The 17,355-nt window shown below is 71.0% G+C and carries 19 protein-coding genes; 10 read left to right on the forward strand and 9 right to left on the reverse strand.

The genetic code is table 11. The annotated features are described in order from the left end of the window. Positions 1 to 63: 63 nt before the first annotated feature. Both ACZ4MH_RS11535 and ACZ4MH_RS11540 read left to right on the forward strand, forming a co-directional pair. Entirely contained in the window at positions 64 to 1,305 is a 1,242-nt protein-coding gene (locus ACZ4MH_RS11535; RefSeq protein WP_351594180.1) for a GNAT family N-acetyltransferase, read from the forward strand. 79 nt (positions 1,306 to 1,384) lie between these two features. Continuing rightward, positions 1,385 to 1,816, forward strand: a complete 432-nt coding sequence (locus ACZ4MH_RS11540) for an ankyrin repeat domain-containing protein (protein WP_351594182.1) — start codon at positions 1,385 to 1,387, stop codon at positions 1,814 to 1,816. A 227-nt stretch (positions 1,817 to 2,043) separates the two neighbouring features. Here the strand turns inward: ACZ4MH_RS11540 and ACZ4MH_RS11545 are convergent, their stop codons facing one another. Continuing rightward, entirely contained in the window at positions 2,044 to 2,625 is a 582-nt protein-coding gene (locus tag ACZ4MH_RS11545; RefSeq protein WP_351594184.1) for a TetR/AcrR family transcriptional regulator, read from the reverse strand. Between the two features lie 98 nt (positions 2,626 to 2,723). Between ACZ4MH_RS11545 and ACZ4MH_RS11550 the strand changes: the two genes are divergently transcribed. After that, positions 2,724 to 3,137 carry a VOC family protein gene (locus ACZ4MH_RS11550; RefSeq protein WP_351594186.1) on the forward strand — a complete coding sequence of 138 codons (414 nt, stop codon included), beginning with the start codon at positions 2,724 to 2,726 and terminating at the stop codon, positions 3,135 to 3,137. A gap of 10 nt (positions 3,138 to 3,147) precedes the next feature. On the opposite strand, the gene ACZ4MH_RS11555 is transcribed toward ACZ4MH_RS11550, so the two are convergent. The 6 genes from ACZ4MH_RS11555 to ACZ4MH_RS11580 all read right to left on the reverse strand — a co-directional run bounded on the left by ACZ4MH_RS11555 (position 3,148) and on the right by ACZ4MH_RS11580 (position 8,963). Then, on the reverse strand, positions 3,148 to 3,552 hold the full coding sequence (locus tag ACZ4MH_RS11555) for an RNA-binding S4 domain-containing protein (RefSeq protein WP_351594189.1): 405 nt from the start codon (positions 3,550 to 3,552) through the stop codon (positions 3,148 to 3,150). Between the two features lie 84 nt (positions 3,553 to 3,636). Next, entirely contained in the window at positions 3,637 to 4,623 is a 987-nt protein-coding gene (locus tag ACZ4MH_RS11560; protein ID WP_351594192.1) for an aldo/keto reductase, read from the reverse strand. 124 nt (positions 4,624 to 4,747) lie between these two features. Continuing rightward, entirely contained in the window at positions 4,748 to 5,506 is a 759-nt protein-coding gene (locus tag ACZ4MH_RS11565; protein ID WP_351594195.1) for a class I SAM-dependent methyltransferase, read from the reverse strand. Between the two features lie 56 nt (positions 5,507 to 5,562). Next, positions 5,563 to 7,986 (reverse strand): excinuclease ABC subunit UvrA, encoded by a 2,424-nt coding sequence (locus tag ACZ4MH_RS11570; RefSeq protein WP_351594198.1) that lies wholly within the window; start codon positions 7,984 to 7,986, stop codon positions 5,563 to 5,565. A gap of 112 nt (positions 7,987 to 8,098) precedes the next feature. After that, complete coding sequence (locus ACZ4MH_RS11575) at positions 8,099 to 8,515, reverse strand: VOC family protein (RefSeq protein WP_351594201.1); 417 nt, start codon at positions 8,513 to 8,515, stop codon at positions 8,099 to 8,101. A 10-nt stretch (positions 8,516 to 8,525) separates the two neighbouring features. Then, on the reverse strand, positions 8,526 to 8,963 hold the full coding sequence (locus ACZ4MH_RS11580) for a helix-turn-helix transcriptional regulator (RefSeq protein WP_351594204.1): 438 nt from the start codon (positions 8,961 to 8,963) through the stop codon (positions 8,526 to 8,528). 120 nt (positions 8,964 to 9,083) lie between these two features. Between ACZ4MH_RS11580 and ACZ4MH_RS11585 the strand changes: the two genes are divergently transcribed. The 6 genes from ACZ4MH_RS11585 (at position 9,084) to ACZ4MH_RS11610 (ending at position 12,898) form a co-directional block, all read left to right on the forward strand. Then, positions 9,084 to 9,554: a DUF3592 domain-containing protein gene (locus ACZ4MH_RS11585; RefSeq protein WP_351594207.1), complete on the forward strand. Its 471-nt coding sequence runs from the start codon at positions 9,084 to 9,086 to the stop codon at positions 9,552 to 9,554. A gap of 124 nt (positions 9,555 to 9,678) precedes the next feature. Continuing rightward, positions 9,679 to 10,542 carry a GNAT family N-acetyltransferase gene (locus tag ACZ4MH_RS11590; protein WP_351594210.1) on the forward strand — a complete coding sequence of 288 codons (864 nt, stop codon included), beginning with the start codon at positions 9,679 to 9,681 and terminating at the stop codon, positions 10,540 to 10,542. Between the two features lie 93 nt (positions 10,543 to 10,635). Further along, positions 10,636 to 11,199 carry a GNAT family N-acetyltransferase gene (locus ACZ4MH_RS11595; protein WP_351594213.1) on the forward strand — a complete coding sequence of 188 codons (564 nt, stop codon included), beginning with the start codon at positions 10,636 to 10,638 and terminating at the stop codon, positions 11,197 to 11,199. A 61-nt stretch (positions 11,200 to 11,260) separates the two neighbouring features. Beyond that, complete coding sequence (locus ACZ4MH_RS11600) at positions 11,261 to 11,767, forward strand: helix-turn-helix domain-containing protein (RefSeq protein WP_351594216.1); 507 nt, start codon at positions 11,261 to 11,263, stop codon at positions 11,765 to 11,767. 27 nt (positions 11,768 to 11,794) lie between these two features. Then, positions 11,795 to 12,451, forward strand: coding sequence for a hypothetical protein (locus tag ACZ4MH_RS11605; protein WP_351594219.1), 657 nt, complete (start codon positions 11,795 to 11,797; stop codon positions 12,449 to 12,451). 102 nt (positions 12,452 to 12,553) lie between these two features. After that, positions 12,554 to 12,898: a DUF2516 family protein gene (locus ACZ4MH_RS11610; RefSeq protein ID WP_351594222.1), complete on the forward strand. Its 345-nt coding sequence runs from the start codon at positions 12,554 to 12,556 to the stop codon at positions 12,896 to 12,898. A 27-nt stretch (positions 12,899 to 12,925) separates the two neighbouring features. Here the strand turns inward: ACZ4MH_RS11610 and ACZ4MH_RS11615 are convergent, their stop codons facing one another. Together ACZ4MH_RS11615 and ACZ4MH_RS11620 are read right to left on the reverse strand one after the other, a co-directional pair. Further along, positions 12,926 to 14,341 carry a PP2C family protein-serine/threonine phosphatase gene (locus ACZ4MH_RS11615; protein WP_351594225.1) on the reverse strand — a complete coding sequence of 472 codons (1,416 nt, stop codon included), beginning with the start codon at positions 14,339 to 14,341 and terminating at the stop codon, positions 12,926 to 12,928. Between the two features lie 346 nt (positions 14,342 to 14,687). Continuing rightward, complete coding sequence (locus tag ACZ4MH_RS11620) at positions 14,688 to 15,716, reverse strand: C40 family peptidase (protein ID WP_351594261.1); 1,029 nt, start codon at positions 15,714 to 15,716, stop codon at positions 14,688 to 14,690. Between the two features lie 417 nt (positions 15,717 to 16,133). Here ACZ4MH_RS11620 and pstS point away from each other — a divergent pair, with 417 nt between their 5' ends. Beyond that, positions 16,134 to 17,255 (forward strand): phosphate ABC transporter substrate-binding protein PstS, encoded by a 1,122-nt coding sequence (pstS, locus tag ACZ4MH_RS11625; RefSeq protein WP_351594227.1) that lies wholly within the window; start codon positions 16,134 to 16,136, stop codon positions 17,253 to 17,255. Positions 17,256 to 17,355: the final 100 nt, after the last annotated feature.

A 17,355-nucleotide genomic window follows, 5' to 3' on the forward strand; every position in this document is an offset into this window, starting at 1 on the left:
ACAGCCTCGCGCTCGCCGATAATCCGGGCGACAACCCGTCAGACACGCGCCTACGGTACGGACATGGGTCTTGAGGTGCGCACGGTCAGCGAGGACGAGTTCCCCGGCTGGATGGAGGCGATGGCCACCGGCTTCCTCCAGCCGCCGGGGGTGACCAAGGAAGAGATCGAGTTCCGCCGCGGCGGCACCGATCTCACCCGTACACAGGGCGCGTTCGACGGCGGGCGCTGCGTCGCGACCTTCCGCAGCTTCCCGCAGGAGCTGACCGTCGTGGGCGGCGCGCGAGTGCCCACCTGCGCCGTGTCGCAGGTGACCGTCTCCCCCACGCACCGCCGCCGCGGTCTGCTCAGCCGCATGATGGCCGAGGACATGGCGGCGGCGCGGGAGCGCGGCGAGGTGGTGGCCTCGCTGATCGCCGCCGAGTACCCGATCTACGGGCGGTACGGCTTCGGCCCCGCCACGTGGTTCACGGAGTGGCGCATCGACGTGGCCCGCGCCCGGCTCGACTCCCGGTACGCGGGCCCGCAGGACGGCGCCCGGGTGGATTTCGCGACCCCCGAGGAGGTGCGCGCCCTCGGCCCCGTCCTGCACGACCGCTTCCGCGCCCGGCAGCCCGGCGCGGTCACGCGCGGCGAGCGCTGGTGGCGGCAGGCGACCGGCGACGTCCAGTGGCCCGCGCTGGAGTGGAAGGAGCCGTACCACGCGGTGTACCGCTCCCCGTCCGGCGAGGTCGAGGGCCTGGTCACGTACACCAGCGACGACCGCTGGGAACACAAGCGGCCCGAACAGACCGTCCAGGTCCAGAAGTTGCTCGCCATCACTCCCGAGGCCGAGCGGGCCCTGTGGCACTTCCTCTGCTCGATCGACTGGATCCTGCACGTGAAGACCGGGCACCGCGCCCCCGACGACCTGGTGCCGCTGCTGCTCGGCGACCCGCGCGCCGCGAGCGTCGAGGCGCACGCCGACTACCTGTGGCTGCGGCCGCTGGACGTACCGCGGCTGCTGGCGGCGCGTACGTACGGCGGATCCGGGTCACTGGTCCTGGAGGTGCGGGACGCGGATGGGTACGCCGCGGGCCGGTACCACCTCGACGCCGGGCCCGAAGGCGCCACCTGCACGCGCACCACCCGCTCCGCCGACCTCACCCTGGACGCCCGGGAGCTGGCCGTGCTCTACCTCGGCGACGAGTCCGCCACGCGGCTCGCGGCGCTCGGCCGGATCCAGGAGGACCGGCCGGGCACGCTCGCCACCGCGGACGCGCTGCTGCGGACGGCGCGCCGGCCGTGGTGCCCGGACACCTTCTGAGGCGTACCGTCGTCAACGGCCGTGGCCTGCATAAAGTGGCGGGTGCAGGCGCACACCACGAGAGCAGGAGGCCGACAGCATGAGCGAGACGACACCAGGCGCACAGGGGCCCGAGTCGATCGAGCACGCGCACGACCCCGAGGTGCTGCAGCTGGCGGCCAAGGTCTTCGACCTGGCCCGGCAGGGCGACACCGACACGGTCGCCGCGTACGTCGACGCCGGGGTGCCCGCCAACCTCACCAACGACAAGGGCGATTCGCTCCTCATGCTGGCCGCGTACCACGGCCACGTCGCGACCGTCGAAGCCCTGCTCCAGCGCGGCGCGGACGCCGACCGCGCCAACGAACGCGGCCAGACCCCGATCGCGGGCGCGGTCTTCAAGGGCGAGGACGCGATCGTACGACTCCTCCTGAGCCACGGCGCGGACCCGGCAGCGGGCTCACCGTCCGCGGTGGACACGGCCCGCATGTTCGAAAAGAAGGAACTGCTGGAGCTGTTCGAGGAGCGGTGAGCTGCTTGGCGTACGCTCCCGTCGTAACTCCCGCGTGAGGCAGTGGGCGTACGCCTGACCAGGGAATCCGGGGGTCCGGGGACCCCAAGGACCCCGGGGATCCGGGGATCCGGGAATCCGGGAACCCGGGACTCCGGGGATCCGGGACTCCGGGGATCCGGGACTCCGGGGATCCGGGGATCCGGGGATCCGGGGATCCGGGGATCCGGGGATCCGGGGATCCGGTCTCAGGAGGGCCCGGCCGGGATCACCCGGTCGACCAGGGCGGCGATCAGCCCGTCCGCCTCCTCGGCCGGCACCACGCCCGGCAGCGTGAGCTGCTCCAGCATCAGCCCGGTCATCGTGAGATACATCAGCAGCACGGCCGTACGGTCGCCCGGCAGCCCGCCCTCACTGTGGAAGCGGAGATCGTCCTCCAGCGCGCCGCGCATGGTGGCGGTCAGCTCTTCCCGCAGCTCGGGCCGCCGGGTGGCCTCCAGGCGCAGTTCGAGCATCGCCAGGTAACCGGTGCGGTTCGCACTCACCCTGCGGTTGATCCACCCCATCAGCTCGGTCACCAGCTCGCGCCCGCGCGGCGCCGTCATGACCTCGGCGACCTCGTCCGGGTCCGGCGCGATGCGCTGGTGGATCTGCCCGGTGACCTGCGCCAGCAGCTCGTCCCTGCTGGCGAAGTAATTGGACGCCGTACCCTTCGGCACGGCCGCCTCCGCGTCCACGGCGCGGAACGTCAGCCCGCGCGCACCGTCCCGCGCCAGCACCTCGATCGCCGCGTCCACCAGCGCCGTACGCCGCTCCGGATTGCGCACCACCGACAGCCTCCTCGCCTTACTCCCTTGCAACCACTACACCCAACGTACTACACATAGAGTGGTTAGCGGCGCACGGCCGCCAACAGGGAGGGGAACCCATGCGCTTCGAGAAGCTGGGCATCGCCGTACTGACCGACGACACCGCCGCCAGCAGCCGCTTCTACACCGAACACTTCGGCTTCACCCAGGTCGCCGACCTGGGCTGGTACGCCAGCCTGCACCACCCCGAACACCCCGCGTACGTACTGGACTTCGTCCAGCGCGGCCACGAGTCCATGCCGGAGGGCTTCCGCACCCAGGACACCGCGGGACTCTGCCTCGCCTTCCTCGTCGCGGACGCGGCCGCCGAAGAGGCCACGCTGCGCGAACGGGGCGTCCCGATCACCAATCCGCTCCGCGACGAGCCGTGGGGCCAGCGCCGCTTCAACGTCCGCAGCCCGGAAGGCACCCTGATCGAAGTACTCCAACTCATCGCCCCGGACCCCACTTGGCTGGCGGCGAATGGGGGGTGAGGCTCGATGATCACCCGCGAGGCGGCTCGCCGGGGCCCTCCTGCCGGGACCACAGTCGTTCCATCTCCCGGCGGTCGCGCTTGGTCGGGCGGCCCGCGCCGCGGTCGCGGATCGGGACCTGCACGGCGATCTCGCGCGGCGGCGGGGGCGGGCTGTTGTCGACGTAGCACTCGACCGCGACCGGTGCCCCGACCCGCTTCTTCACGAGCCGCTTCACCACCACGACCCGCTCCCGCCCGGCGTGCCGCAGTCGCACCTCGTCGCCGGTCCGCAGGCCGTGCGCCGCCTTCACGCGCTCGCCGTTGACCCGTACGTGCCCGCCCCGGCACGCCGTGGCCGCCATCGACCGTGTCTTCATGAGCCGCACGGACCAGATCCAGCTGTCGATCCGCACGCTCCCCTCGTCCTCACTCATGTCTCCGACTTTACGGCGGTACGGCGCGGGGCGAGCGGACCTGTGGACAACTCCGGGGTTGTGGACAACCCCGTCACCGTCGGGTCAGCGGTTCACGAAGGTCAGGCTCGTCTCGTCGTACCGGGTACCGGCCACCGCCTCGGCCGGCGCCACCGCGTCGATGGCGGCCAGCTCGTCGGCGGACAGCCCGATGGCGACCGCCGCGACGTTCTCCAGCAGGTACTTCTCGCGGCGGGTGCCCGGGATCGGCACGACGTCCGCGCCGCGGTGCTGCACCCACGCCAGCGCCAGCTGCCCGGCCGTGATGCCCTTCTCGGCGGCCAGCTCGTGCAGCTGCTCGACGATGGCGAGGTTGCGCTCCAGGTTGCCGTCGGCGAAGCGCGGCTGCGTACGGCGTACGTCGCCCTCCGCCAGGCTTTCCACGGACCTGTACTGCCCGGTGAGGAACCCGCGGCCGAGCGGCGAGAACGGCACGACCCCGATGCCCAGCTCCCGGCAGACCGGCGCGATCTCCTCCTCCAGATCCCGCGTCCACAGCGACCACTCGCTCTGCAGCGCGGCGATCGGATGCACCGCGTGCGCCCGCCGGATCGTCTCCGCGCCCGCCTCGGACAGCCCGAGGTGCCGCACCTTGCCGGCCGCGACCAGCTCCGCCATCGCCCCGACCGTCTCCTCGATCGGCACCTCGGGGTCGACGCGGTGCTGGTAGTACAGGTCGATGTGGTCGACGCCGAGCCGGCGCAGCGAGGCGTCGCACGCCTGGTGTACGTACGCGGCGTCGCCCCGGATCGCGGTCGGCTCGCCGAGCTTGTTGGCGAAGCCGAACTTCGTGGCGATCACGGCGCGGTCGCGGCGGTCGGCGACGGCCCGTCCGACCAGTTCCTCGTTGTGCCCGGCCCCATAGAAGTCGGAGGTGTCCAGGAGGCTCACACCGAGGTCGAGCGCGCGGTGGATGGTCGCGATCGACTGCGCGTCGTCCGAAGCGCCGTACCCGTGGCTCATCCCCATGCAGCCCAGTCCCTGCGCGGAGACGGTCAGGGCGCCGAGCTGCCGGGTGGGAATGCTGGTCATGCGATTACCTCCTGAAGTGCCCCGTCCCCCGTGGGCGAGGACTGTTTCGGGCTCACGTCAGGGACGGTAGGAGTTGGAGCGCACTCGAAGTCAACCGCCGCCCCCCTTCACCCCCTTCACCATCTCACTCCGGCTTGCGCGCCTCGATCAGGAACCGGGTGGAGTGGGCGATGAACGGCCCCTCCTCCTGGATCTTCTCGTGCAGTTCGCGCAGCCGGTCCCGGTACTGCCCGACGGTGAAGCCGGGCACCATCCAGATCACCTTCCGCAGGAAGTAGACGACCGCGCCGACGTCGAAGAACTCCATCCGCAGCCGCTCGAACCGCAGGTCGGCGATCTCCAGCCCGGCGGCCTCGGCCGCCGCCCGGTCGTGGTCCGGGTGCCGGGCCCGCCGGGCCTCGGGCTGCGGTCCCAGGAAGTACTCCACCAGCTCGAACACGCTCTCGTGCCCCACGTGCTGCGCGAAGTACGTGCCACCTGGCCGCAGTACGCGCGCGATCTCCGCCCACCACACCGTCGCCGGGTGCCGGCTGGTCACCAGGTCGAACGCGTCGTCGGCGAACGGCAGCGGCGGCTCGTCCGGATCGGCGACGACCACCGCGCCGCGCGGGTGCAGCAGCCGGGTCGCCTTGGTGACGTTCGGCGGCCAGGACTCGGTCGCCACCATCACCGGCGGCAGCTTCGGCGCCCCGGCGAGCACCTCGCCCCCACCGGTCTGGACGTCCAGCGCGGCCGACACCCCCGCCAGCCGCTCCCCCATAAGCCGCTGATACCCCCACGAGGGCCGCGCCTCCGTGGCCCGCCCGTCCAGCCACGAAAAGTCCCACCCCTCGACGGACACGGATTCGGCCTCGTCCACCAGCTCATCAAAACCACGCACCATACCGGCATCCTCACCCCGCCCCTCGCCGGCGGCAAACGAGTTACGGGAGCCTCGCCTCAGCGCATCGAAGAGCCGCCGACGTACGCCGCCAGATGCTCGCCAGTGAGCGTGGAACCGGCGGCGACGAGGTCGGTAGGCGTGCCTTCGAAGACGATGCGGCCGCCGTCGTGACCGGCGCCGGGGCCGAGGTCGATGATCCAGTCGGCGTGCGCCATGACCGCCTGGTGGTGCTCGATGACGATGACCGACTTGCCGGCGTCGACGAGCCGGTCGAGCAGGCCGAGCAGCTGCTCGACGTCGGCGAGGTGGAGGCCGGTGGTCGGCTCGTCGAGGATGTAGACGCCGCCCTTGTCTCCCATGTGGGTGGCCAGCTTGAGCCGCTGCCGTTCGCCGCCGGAGAGGGTGGTCAGCGGCTGCCCGAGCGAGAGGTAGCCCAGGCCGACGTCGGCGAGCCGGGTGAGGACGCGGTGCGCGGCCGGTGTGCGGGCCTCGCCGGCGCCGAAGAACTCCTCGGCCTCGGTCACCGACATCGCGAGCACCTCGCTGATGTCGCGGCCGCCGAGGCGGTACTCCAGTACGGACGCCTGGAACCGCTTGCCCTCGCACTCCTCGCAGGTGGTGGCGACGCCCGCCATCATCGCCAGGTCGGTGTAGATGACGCCGGCGCCATTGCAGGTGGGGCAGGCGCCCTCGGAGTTGGCGCTGAACAGCCCGGGCTTCACGCCGTTGGCCTTGGCGAACGCCTTGCGGATCGGGTCGAGCAGCCCGGTGTACGTCGCCGGGTTGCTCCGTCGCGAGCCGCGGATCGCGCCCTGGTCGACCGACACCACGCCCTCGTCGGCGGCCCCCGGCCCCTTGACCAGCGACCCCTGTACGAGCGAGCTCTTGCCGGAGCCCGCGACGCCGGTGATGACGGTCAGTACGCCGAGCGGGATGTCGACGTCGACGTCGCGCAGGTTGTGCGTCGTCGCGCCGCGGATCGGAAGCCGGCCGGTGGGCTTGCGCACCGTCTCCTTGAGGGCGGCCCGGTCGTCGAAGTGGCGGCCGGTGACGGTGCCGCCGGCCCGCAGCCCCTCGACGGTGCCCTCGAAGCAGACGCTGCCGCCCGCGGTACCGGCGCCGGGGCCAAGGTCGACGACGTGGTCGGCGATCGCGATCGTCTCCGGCTTGTGCTCCACGACCAGTACCGTGTTGCCCTTGTCCCGCAGCCGCAGCAGCAGGTTGTTCATCCGCTGGATGTCGTGGGGGTGCAGGCCGATGGTGGGCTCGTCGAAGACGTAGGTGGCGTCGGTGAGCGACGACCCGAGGTGGCGGATCATCTTGACGCGCTGCGCCTCGCCGCCCGACAGGGTGCCCGACGACCGGTCGAGCGAGAGGTAGCCGAGGCCGATCTCCACGAACGAGTCGAGGCTCTGCTGCAGCGCGGTGAGCAGCGGCGCCACCGACGGCTCGTCGAGACCGCGTACCCATTCGGCCAGGTCGCTGATCTGCATCGCGCACGCGTCGGCGATGTTGATCTCGCCGATCCGCGACGACCGAGGGGCCTCGCTGAGCCGGGTGCCGTCGCACTCGGGGCAGGTGGCGAAGGTGACCGCCCGGTCCACGAACGCCCGGATGTGCGGCTGCATCGCCTCCTTGTCCTTGGACAGGAACGACTTCTGGATCTTGGGGATCAGGCCCTCGTAGGTGAGGTTGACACCGTTGACCTTGACCTTGACCGGCTCCCCGTAGAGGAAGGCCCGCATCTCCTTCTTGGTGTACTCGCGGATCGGCTTGTCCGGGTCGACGAAGCCGGACTGGGCATAGACCTGCACGGTCCACTGACTGTCCGACTTCCAGCCGGGGATGGTGAACGCGCCCTCGGTGAGCGACTTGGAGTCGTCGTAGAGCTGGGTGAGGTCGATGTCGGAGACCGCGCCGCGGCCCTCGCAGCGCGTACACATGCCGCCGGTGCGGCTGAAGGTCACCTTCTCCGTCTTGGTCCTGTCGGCACCGCGGTCGACCCTGTAGCCACCGCTCGCCGTCACCGAGGCGACGTTGAAGGAGTACGCGCCGGGCGGGCCGATGTGCGGCTTGCCGAGCCGGCTGAAGAGGATGCGCAGCATCGCGTTGGCGTCGGTCGCGGTGCCGACCGTGGAGCGCGGGTCGGCACCCAGCCGCTGCTGGTCGACGGTGATCACGGTCGTCAGTCCGTCGAGCACGTCGACCTCGGGCCGCGCGAGCGTCGGCATGAAGCCCTGCACGAAGGCGCTGTACGTCTCGTTGATCAGCCGCTGCGACTCCGCGGCGATCGTGTCGAACACCAGCGAGCTCTTGCCCGAGCCGGAGACGCCGGTGAACACCGTAAGCCGCCGCTTCGGGATCTCGATGCTGACGTCCTTGAGGTTGTTCTCGCGCGCGCCGTGCACGCGGATCATGTCGTGGCTGTCGGCAACGTGCGGCGCGGGCGCCTGCGCGCCGGCCCTCTTGGCCGTACTCATCGTGTCTCCCTCTGCCAGGCTGTCGGGCGCTTCCGCACCGGCACGGCTTCTGATCGCGGACCGACGCCGGTCGGTGCGGTGCCCCGCCGGCGTCGGGTGTGAACACGGGCTCTTACTTGGTGCGGGGCTGGTTGAAGCGCAGCATGTTGCCCGCGGGGTCGCGGAAGGCGCAGTCGCGGACCCCGTACGGCTGGTCCATGGGCTCCTGCAGCACCTCGGCGCCCGATGCCTGGATGCGCTCGAAGGTGGCGTCGCAGTCGTCGGTCGAGAAGATCACGCCGCGCAGCATGCCCTTGGCCAGCAGCTCCGCCATGGCCTGTCTGTCGGCCGGCGAGGCGTTCGGGTCGGCGGCGGGCGGTTCCAGCACGATCTCCACGCCGGGCTGCGTCGGCGAGCCGACCGTCACCCAGCGCATGCCCTCGAACCCGACGTCGTTGCGCACCTCGAGTCCGAGCACGTCCCGGTAGAAGGCGAGCGCCTTGTCGTGGTCGTCGACGGCGATGAAGCACTGCGAAAGGTTGATGTCCATGGAGCTCACGCTACGGGCGGGGCGCGCGCCTGGCTTCTCCATTCGTGACCGGTTTCGCGTTCCTGACCGGGCGCGTGAAGATCTTGGCGACGCAGGCCGGGATGGCCGCCCCCTGCTCGTGCGGGCGTGCCCGGTACGCGCTCGGGCTCTCGCCCACCAGCTCGGTGAACCGCGAGCTGAACGACCCCAGCGACGTACATCCGACCGCGAAGCAGACCTCCGTCACCGACAGGTCGCCGCGCCGCAGCAGAGCCTTGGCCCGCTCGATCCTGCGGGTCATCAGGTAGCTGTACGGCGTCTCCCCGAAAGCGGCGCGGAAGCTGCGGGAGAAGTGGCCGGGCGACATGTGCGCCGCGCGGGCCAGCGCGGGGACGTCGAGCGGCTCCGCGTACTCGCGATCCATCAGGTCACGGGCCCGACGGAGCGAAACCAGGTCCGATAGCGTCACGCGACCAGCATCCCACGCCTGGCCCAGCGACCGCCTTGCCCAGCACGCGGGAGCCCGGCGACCGGGGCACTGGGATAGCGTCCCTCCCACTCCGGACAAGTGACAAGTGAGAGGGACGTCGTGCAGGTTCAGGTACGTGGGCGGGGCGCCGGCCGGTGGGTCGCGTTCGGGGGGATCGCGTTCGGGACGCTGTTCCTGATCATCGGGCTGATCCTGGCGGGGGTGACGGTCTCGTTCCTGACGGACGCGGAGCGTGCCCGGGGCACGGTGGTGGCGCTGGAGTGGCGGAACGACCACAGCGGCGCATCCCGCAAGCGGCAGGTGAACAACAAGCCCGCGGCGTACCCGGTGGTCGATTTCACGTCGGCGGACGGCACGCCGAGAACGTTCCGGAGCTCGACGGGCTCCAACCCACCGTCGTACGAGGAGGGTGAGCGGGTCCAGGTGCTGTACCGCGCCGATTCCCCCGAGGACGCACGAATCAACGGGTTCGCCTCACTGTGGCTGCTGCCGCTGATCTTCGGCGGGATCGGGCTGCTGTTCGCGGCAATCGGGACGGCCGTCGCGATAGCGGGACGGCGGCGTTCCTAGGTCATGCGCCGAGAGCACCCAGGGCACCCAGAACGCACAGAACGCAGATGCACCAGACACGACGACGCATCGCGTCTCCCCACATTCGCATCCCCCGCCGCAAGCGCATCCGAGATCATGAACCATGCGCCCGGATGACTGGCACCTCACCGAAGACGTCGACGACTTTCTCGCCCGAGCCGGAGAGTTCCTGCGCTCGCGGCCCGTCCCGCACATCATGCCGCTGACTGTGACCGCGAGACTGCGCGCACGCGGGGCGGCCGCATACGGCGCCCAGGCCCCCCTCTTCGGCCGACTGGAGCGAGCGGGCGAGGTCCTCGCCACCTTCCACCGCCTCCCGTCGCGCGGCCTGGGCCTCACCCCCCTCTCCCCCGATCAGGCCGACACCCTCGCCACCCACCTGGCCGCCCTCGGGCACTCCCTCCCCTACGTCAGCGCGGACCACAGCACCGCCACCGCCTTCGCCGAAGCCTGGCAGCGGCACACAGGCGCGACGCCGGCACTCCGTAACCGGATCCGCCTGTACCGCCTCGGCACGCTCACCCCGCCGGAGCCGCTCCCCGCGGGCCGGGGCCGACTCGTGGGCGAGGGCGAGCAGGACCGTGAGCAACTCATGCGCTGGTGCGGTGAGTTCGCCGCGGACGTCGGGGAAGCCGTCTCCATCGACGCCGGCTCCTGGGCCGGCACCCGCTTCGCCGACAAGCGCTATACGTTCTGGGAAGCCCCGGACGGCACGCCGGTCTCCATGGCGGGCGTGAACCCGACGGTCGCCGGCCTGGCCCAGGTGGACCCCGTCTACACCCCGGCCCACCTGCGCGGTCGCGGCTACGCGGGCGCCGTGTCGGTCGAGGTGAGCCGCGCCGCGCTGGCCGCGGGCGCCACGGAGGTCGTGCTGTTCGCGGACGCGGCCAACCCCACCAGCAACGCCCTCTACCAGCGCATCGGATACCTCCCGGTCACCGACTGGGCAGCGTACGACTTCGCGTAGCCGGACGCATGGGCTCCCGCGAGGCTGTCCTTCTCACCGTGGGCGCGGCATAACCGATCGACACCCTGATCGTGAGGGCGTTAGCTGGGCGGCATGCCGGAACTGCGTACCGATCGTCTTCTGCTCCGCCCGTGGCGGGAATCCGACCTCGAACCGTGGGCGGCGATGAACGCCGATCCCGAAGTCCGGGAACACCTGGGGGGATTGCTCACGCGGGAGCAAAGCGATGCCGCTGTGGCCCTCATGCAGGGCGAGTTCGACGAGCGAGGGTTTGGATGGTGGGCGCTCGAGGCGCGGGAGACCGGTGAGTTCATCGGCCGCGCCGGGCTGGACGTGGTGGGCGAGGACATGCCGTTCGCGGGGGTGGACGTCGGGTGGCGTTTGATGCGTTCGGCGTGGGGTCACGGTTACGCCACCGAGGCCGCCCTGGCCTGCCTGGCCTTCGGCTTCGAGGCCCTCGGGCTGGCGGAGGTCGTCGCGTCGACGACCGTCAACAACCTCCGCTCCCAGGCGGTGATGCGGCGGATCGGCATGACCCGGGACCCGGCCGACGACTTCGAGGACCCGAGCGTGCCCGAGGGGCCGCTTCGCCAGTGCGTGCTGTACCGGACCTCACATGGGCTCCCGCGAGGCGGCTCGTCCCGCCTTGCCCCATGATGTGGAACACTTTTGCTAGCGGGTGCTTGCAATAGTTAGCGATGGCGTGCAGGATCGAGGTATGGCATCACTCAACGTCGGCAATCTCGGGGAGTTCCTGCGGGAGCAGCGGCGCAATGCGCAGCTCAGCCTCCGGCAGCTCGCCGATGCCGCCGGGGTGTCCAACCCGTACCTCAGCCAGATCGAGCGCGGGCTGCGCAAGCCGAGCGCGGAGATCCTGCAGCAGCTGGCGAAGGCCCTGCGGATCTCGGCCGAGACCCTGTATGTACAGGCCGGGATACTCGATGAGCGGCGGGATCCGGACGGGCTGGAAGTGCACAGCGCGATCCTGACCGATCCGGCCCTGAACGAGAAGCAGAAGCAGGTGCTGCTGCAGATCTACGAGTCGTTCCGCAAGGAGAACGGCTACAGCTCGGACATCGCGCGCGCCGAGGGTCTGGACCTCGACCGGACCGCGCCGGAAGGCGAGCACGGCGGCGACGAGCACGGCGGCAGCGACGAGCACGGCAGTACGGGCAACGGCAAAAAGGGCACCCAAGAGGCCGACGGCGACCCGCACGCCACCTGAGCAACCGATTCCAGGAGGAAGAACGCCATGGCCATCACCGACGACCTCCGCAAGACGCTGACCGACCCCACCCCGCTGTACGCGCTGGCCGGCACGGCCGACCTCGCCGGCGAGAAGCTCAAGGAGGTCCCGGCGCTGGTGGACCGCCTCCGCGCCGAGGCGCCCAAGCGCTTCGAGGAGGTACGCACCACCGACACCAAGGCCGTGCAGGACCGCGTCTCCAAGCAGGCCAAGGACGCCCAGGACAAGCTGTACGAGCTGCTGGGCTCCCTGGACACCGACCTGAAGAAGATCCGCGAGCAGGCCCAGGACCTCGCGCTGCAGGGCGTGGGCCGGGCGGCCGAGTACGCCGTCAAGGCCCGTGAGACCTACGACGAGCTGGCCGAGCGCGGCCGCGGCGCCGTGCAGACCTGGCGCGGCGAGGTCGCCGACGAGGTCGAGGAGCTGGCGGTCGCGATCGAGCCGGAGACCGAGCGGGAGCCGAAGTCCGGCGCGGTCAAGACCGAGCCGGCCAAGACCGATTCGGCCAAGGCCGGGGAGGCCAAGCCGGCCGCCGCCAAGGCCGAGACCAAGACCGAGACCAAGTCCGAGGCGGAGGCCAAGCCCGCGTCGGCGAAGAAGCCGGCGCCGGCTCCGGCCGCCCGCAAGACGACCGCCAAGAAGACCACGCCGCCGGCGAAGTAGGCCGCGGGGCAAGGGAGCGGGCCGGGCACGTGCGACGTGCCCGGCCCGTTCTACCGGTACGGTGACCAGGACAGTCCGACAGTCAACGGGTGGTGGAACGGCGTGCTGATCCAGGGATTCAACAATCTGCTGTGGCTGATTTCGCTCGCCTTGCTGGTGTTCAGCGCGTTCGCGTTCATCGACTCCGCCATCCGCCGCGAGGACGCCTACCGCGCCGCCGACAAGCAGTCCAAGCCGTTCTGGCTGATCATTCTGGGCCTGGCGACGCTGGTCAACGTGCTCTTCGGGGTCATGGCGTTCCTGCCGGTCATCGGCCTGATCGCGACGATCGTGTACATGGTCGACGTCCGGCCCGCGCTCAAGCGGGTCTCCGGCGGCGGCCGCGGCCCGCGCCGCGGCGGCTCCAGCTCCGACGGCCCCTACGGCCCGTGGAACGGCGGCCGCTGACGGCAGTACGAGGCGGGAAAGCCCGCCTCACGCACCCCCGCGGTCCAGCAGCAGGACCGCGAGATCGTCGGTGAGTTCGCCGCCGTTGAGGTCGCGCACCTCGGTGACCGCGGCGTCGAGCAGCGCCTCACCACGCAGCCCCGCCGCCATCCGTGCGGCCACGAGATCGACCATGCCGTCCTGGCCCAGGCGCTGACTGCCGTCCCCGATCCGGCCCTCGATCATGCCGTCGGTGTACATCAGCAGGCTCCAGGAGCCGCCCAGCTCGACCTGATGGCGCGGCCAGCGGGCGCGCGGCAGCAGGCCGAGCGCGGGGCCGCCGCTCTCGTACGGGAGCAGCCGCGGCGGCCTGCCGGCCCGGGCCAGCAGCGGCGCCGGGTGGCCCGCCAGGCAGACCCCGGCGCTCCGCCCGTCCGGCGCGATGTCGACCGTGCACAGCGTCGCGAAGATCTCGTCGTTGTCGCGCTCGTTCTCCAGCACCTGCTGGAGGGTGGAGAGCAGTTCGTCGCCGCACAGCCCGGCGAAGGTCAACGCGCGCCAGGCGATACGGAGTTCGACGCCGAGGGCCGCCTCGTCGGGGCCGTGCCCGCAGACGTCGCCGATCATCGCGTGGACCGTGCCGTCCGGGGTGCGGACCGTGTCGTAGAAGTCGCCGCCGAGCAGGGCCCGGCTGCGCCCCGGCCGGTACCGGGCGGCGAAGCGCAGGTCGGAGCCGTCCAGCAGCGGAGTGGGCAGCAGGCCGCGCTCCAGGCGGGCGTTCTCCTGGGCCCGCAGCCGGGACTCGGTGAGCTGGCGCTGCGCGAGGTCGGCGCGCTTGCGTTCCACGGCGTAGCGCACGACGCGACTGAGCACCGCGCCGTCCAGCTGCTCGCGGGAGAGGTAGTCCTGCGCCCCGACGCGTACGGCCTCGGCGCCGCGCTCCGCATCCGCCTCCTCGGTCAGGGCGAGCACGGCGTGGCGCGGGGCGAGCCGCAGGACCGCGCGCAGCGGCTCCAGCTCGTCCGGCGCCGGCTCCTGGCCGGCGTCCGCGCGGCTCTCCCGGTCCTCGCCGTTCCGCGACTCGCGGCCCGGCATGGCCGCCAGGTCGAGCAGGACGCAGTGCACGTCGTCGGTGAGCAGCCGCTGGGCCTCGGTGAGGTTGCGGGCGGTGCGGACCCTGACCTTGTGGCCCTGCCCGTCGGACATCTCCGGTACGGAGCTGGTGGGGTCCTCGCCGATCACCAGCAGGGTCAGCCCGTGGCTGCCGGTACCCGGCGTGGCCGGAACGGGCGCGTGCGCCGGATCCGGGAGCGTGTCGGGAGCGTCGGCGGCGGCCGGGCCCGTGCTGTCCTGCGGGCGCGCGGGTTCCCCCTGCGCCGGGCGCGCGGACTCGGGCGCGCCGTTCGCCGGGCCGGCAGCCGGTGGCAGCACGGCCGTGCGCTGACGCGGTCCGGGTACGGGCATGTCCTCTGGTTCCTTCCCTCCCCCCGAGGGTGCGGCGGCGGTGACCGACCGGCGCACCACCGTGCCCGGTTCCGCGCCGCCATTGGTCCTACGAGCGGTGCGCCACCGGGCACTGGAAGGCGACCTTAGCGCCAGTGCGGTCCCGTACGGAATGGCGGACGACACGCCGGGCCGGCCATAAACCGGGATACGGAAGCGATTTGGCCGTCCTGGGGAGAAATGCGGAATGACGAACATCACCCCGGGCACACGCTCGGCGACCGGACGGTGACGGGGTTTTTCCCGTCCCGATGCCGGAATGACAGCGCGGACACAGCGCGCACACAGCGCAATACGGTACGTCGGGTCAGCGCTTGGCGTCCGGCCGTACGACACCCAGGATCCGCATCGATCCGGCCCCGGCGAGGGTCACTTGGCGGCCGGGCCGCGGGGCGTGCACGATCGCGCCGTCGCCCAGGTACATCGCCACGTGACTGGCGTCATCGTGGTAAATGATCAGATCGCCGGGGCGCATGTCCTCGATGTCGATGTGCGGCAGTTGCCGCCATTGTTCCTGTGACGTGCGCGGAATGGGATGACCCGCCGATTCCCACGCGCGCATCGTCAGCCCGGAACAGTCGAAGGTGTCCGGGCCTTCCGCGCCCCACACGTAATCCTTGCCGATCTGTTCCGTCGCGTAGGAAATCGCCTTCTTGCCCGCTGCGGACGCGGTACCGCCGGTCTCCGCCAGAATTCCGGAATCCAGCCATTTCGTCTGCGCCTGCCGGGCCCGGTCCTCTTCCAGCTTCTTCAGCCGCGCCTTTTCCGCGGCCTGGAGCCGGGACTCGATCCGCTCCGCCGCGTCGATCTTCTGCTCGATGTCCTTCTTCGCCGCGGCCTTCTTCTTCCGCTCTTTCTCCAGCTTCTCCCAGCGCTCGGTGGCATCCTCGGCGTAGTCCTGCAAGTCGTTCTCCGCGCGCGCCAGTTGTCCCAGTACGCCGCGGACCGCGTGCTGTCCCTTGCGGGCGAGCGTGGCGTGGTCGAGGAATCCCTCGGGGTCCTTGTCCAGCATCAGTTTCGCCTCGGCGGGCAGACCGCCGCCGCGGTACTGCGCGCTGGCCAGCGAGCCGGCCTTCCGCTGCAATTCCTTGCGTTTGTGCTGGGTGCTGACGATGTTCTTCGCCAGCTTCACGATGTCCTTCTGCTGGCGCTCGACCTGTTCCTTGGCGGCGTTGTACGCGTCGGTGGCTCGCTCCGCCCGCCGGTAGAGGCCGTCGATCTTCTTGCGTACTTCGTCCAGGTCCCGCTTGCCCGCGGGCGCGGGATCGGCGTACGCCGCCGGTACCGGGCCCACCAGTGCGCCCGTCGCGCACAGCACCACGGCCGCGCAGGCCAGCGCCGCGCCGCGCCCCACGTTTCGCCGTTCCCCCAGGCTCCTCACGGGCCACCTCCGGTCACATCGCCGTGCGCGTCGTCCGCGGATGCTGCCATACCGGTCGGTAATACAGAAGGGCAGCGGACCACTTCTTCCGGACATCCCGGCCGCGACCGGTCCCCGGAGCCGGGGCGCGCAGGCCGTGGCCGGGATCCGGAACCGGGCCGTACCGGACGCACGCATCCGACGGCCGAGGTTCACCCCGCGTTCACTCCGCTCCTTCGGCGCCTTCACCTGATCTGCCTAATTTCGGCCTTACCGAGTGCGCGTCATGCCCGGAGGCCGACGTGGCACCGCATAGCTGGATACCTCATCTGATTCATTTCACGGCCCAGCACGCCACTGACCACGGCGGGCCCCAGGAAGGAACTCTCGACAGTGAAGCTTCAGCGCAAGAACCGGGTTCGCGCCCTCGCCGTTGGCGCTCTCGCCGTCTCCGGAGCCCTGGCCCTCTCGGCGTGCGGCTCGGACGACACCACGGGCGGTCCCGGCGCCTCGTCCGCCAAGGCCGCGAACATCAAGTGCGACGGCAAGGGCAAGCTTCTCGCCTCCGGCTCCTCGGCACAGAAGAACGCCATGGACGTCTGGGTGCAGAACTACTCCGGCTCCTGCAAGGACACCGAGATCAACTACCAGCCCACGGGCTCCGGTGCCGGTATCACCACCTTCCTGCAGGGCCAGACCGCCTTCGCCGGCTCCGACTCGGCGCTCAAGCCCGAAGAGGTCGCCAAGTCCAAGAAGATCTGCAAGGGCGGCGAGGCGATCAACCTGCCGATGGTCGGCGGCCCGATCGCGGTCGGCTACAACGTCCCGGGCGTGGACAACCTCGTGCTGGACGCCGAGACCCTCGGCAAGATCTTCGACTCGAAGATCAAGAACTGGAACGACCCGGCGATCAAGAAGCTCAACCCGGGCGTCAAGCTGCCGGACCTGAAGATCCAGGCGTTCCACCGCTCGGACGACTCCGGCACGACCGACAACTTCACCAAGTACCTCAAGGGCGCCGCGCCCAAGGCGTGGCCGCACGAGCCCGCGAAGACCTGGGAGGGCAAGGGCGGCCAGGCGGCCTCCGGCTCGGCCGGCGTCTCCTCGCAGGTCAAGCAGACCAGCGGCGCGATCTCGTACTTCGAGCTGTCCTACGCGACGGCCGGCAAGATCGACACGGCCAAGCTGAACACCGGCGCCCAGAAGCCCGTCGAGGCCAACGTCGACAACGCCTCCAAGGCCATCTCCGAGGCCAAGCAGGTCGGCGAGGGCAACGACCTGGCCCTGGAGCTGAACTACAAGTCCAAGGCCGAGGGCGCGTACCCGATCACGCTGGTGACGTACGAGATCGCCTGCGACAAGGGCAACAAGGCCGACACGCTGCCCGCCGCCAAGTCCTTCCTGACCTACCTCGCCAGCGAGGACGGCCAGGCCACCCTCAAGGAGCAGGGCTACGCCCCGCTGCCCACCGAGATCGCCGGCAAGGTCCGCAAGGCCGTCGCGTCGCTCTCCTGACCCACCGGGGGGGGGGGGGGGGGGGGGGGGGGGGGGGGGGGGGGGGGGGGGGGGGGGGGGGGGGGGGGGGGGGGGGGGGGGGGGGGGGGGGGGGGGGGGG

The sequence above is a fragment of the Streptomyces sp. NPDC026301 genome (assembly GCF_055567935.1).

What these genes read in the sequence shown, in the direction of transcription:
- ACZ4MH_RS11535 (WP_351594180.1), top strand. Translation starts at nt 64, where the DNA reads ATGGGTCTTGAGGTGCGCACGGTCAGCGAGGACGAGTTCCCCGGCTGG.
- ACZ4MH_RS11540 (WP_351594182.1), top strand. Translation starts at nt 1,385, where the DNA reads ATGAGCGAGACGACACCAGGCGCACAGGGGCCCGAGTCGATCGAGCAC.
- ACZ4MH_RS11550 (WP_351594186.1), top strand. Translation starts at nt 2,724, where the DNA reads ATGCGCTTCGAGAAGCTGGGCATCGCCGTACTGACCGACGACACCGCC.
- ACZ4MH_RS11555 (WP_351594189.1), bottom strand. Translation starts at nt 3,552, where the DNA reads ATGAGTGAGGACGAGGGGAGCGTGCGGATCGACAGCTGGATCTGGTCC.
- ACZ4MH_RS11560 (WP_351594192.1), bottom strand. Translation starts at nt 4,623, where the DNA reads ATGACCAGCATTCCCACCCGGCAGCTCGGCGCCCTGACCGTCTCCGCG.
- ACZ4MH_RS11565 (WP_351594195.1), bottom strand. Translation starts at nt 5,506, where the DNA reads ATGGTGCGTGGTTTTGATGAGCTGGTGGACGAGGCCGAATCCGTGTCC.
- ACZ4MH_RS11570 (WP_351594198.1), bottom strand. Translation starts at nt 7,986, where the DNA reads ATGAGTACGGCCAAGAGGGCCGGCGCGCAGGCGCCCGCGCCGCACGTT.
- ACZ4MH_RS11575 (WP_351594201.1), bottom strand. Translation starts at nt 8,515, where the DNA reads ATGGACATCAACCTTTCGCAGTGCTTCATCGCCGTCGACGACCACGAC.
- ACZ4MH_RS11590 (WP_351594210.1), top strand. Translation starts at nt 9,679, where the DNA reads ATGCGCCCGGATGACTGGCACCTCACCGAAGACGTCGACGACTTTCTC.
- ACZ4MH_RS11595 (WP_351594213.1), top strand. Translation starts at nt 10,636, where the DNA reads ATGCCGGAACTGCGTACCGATCGTCTTCTGCTCCGCCCGTGGCGGGAA.
- ACZ4MH_RS11600 (WP_351594216.1), top strand. Translation starts at nt 11,261, where the DNA reads ATGGCATCACTCAACGTCGGCAATCTCGGGGAGTTCCTGCGGGAGCAG.
- ACZ4MH_RS11605 (WP_351594219.1), top strand. Translation starts at nt 11,795, where the DNA reads ATGGCCATCACCGACGACCTCCGCAAGACGCTGACCGACCCCACCCCG.
- ACZ4MH_RS11615 (WP_351594225.1), bottom strand. Translation starts at nt 14,341, where the DNA reads ATGCCCGTACCCGGACCGCGTCAGCGCACGGCCGTGCTGCCACCGGCT.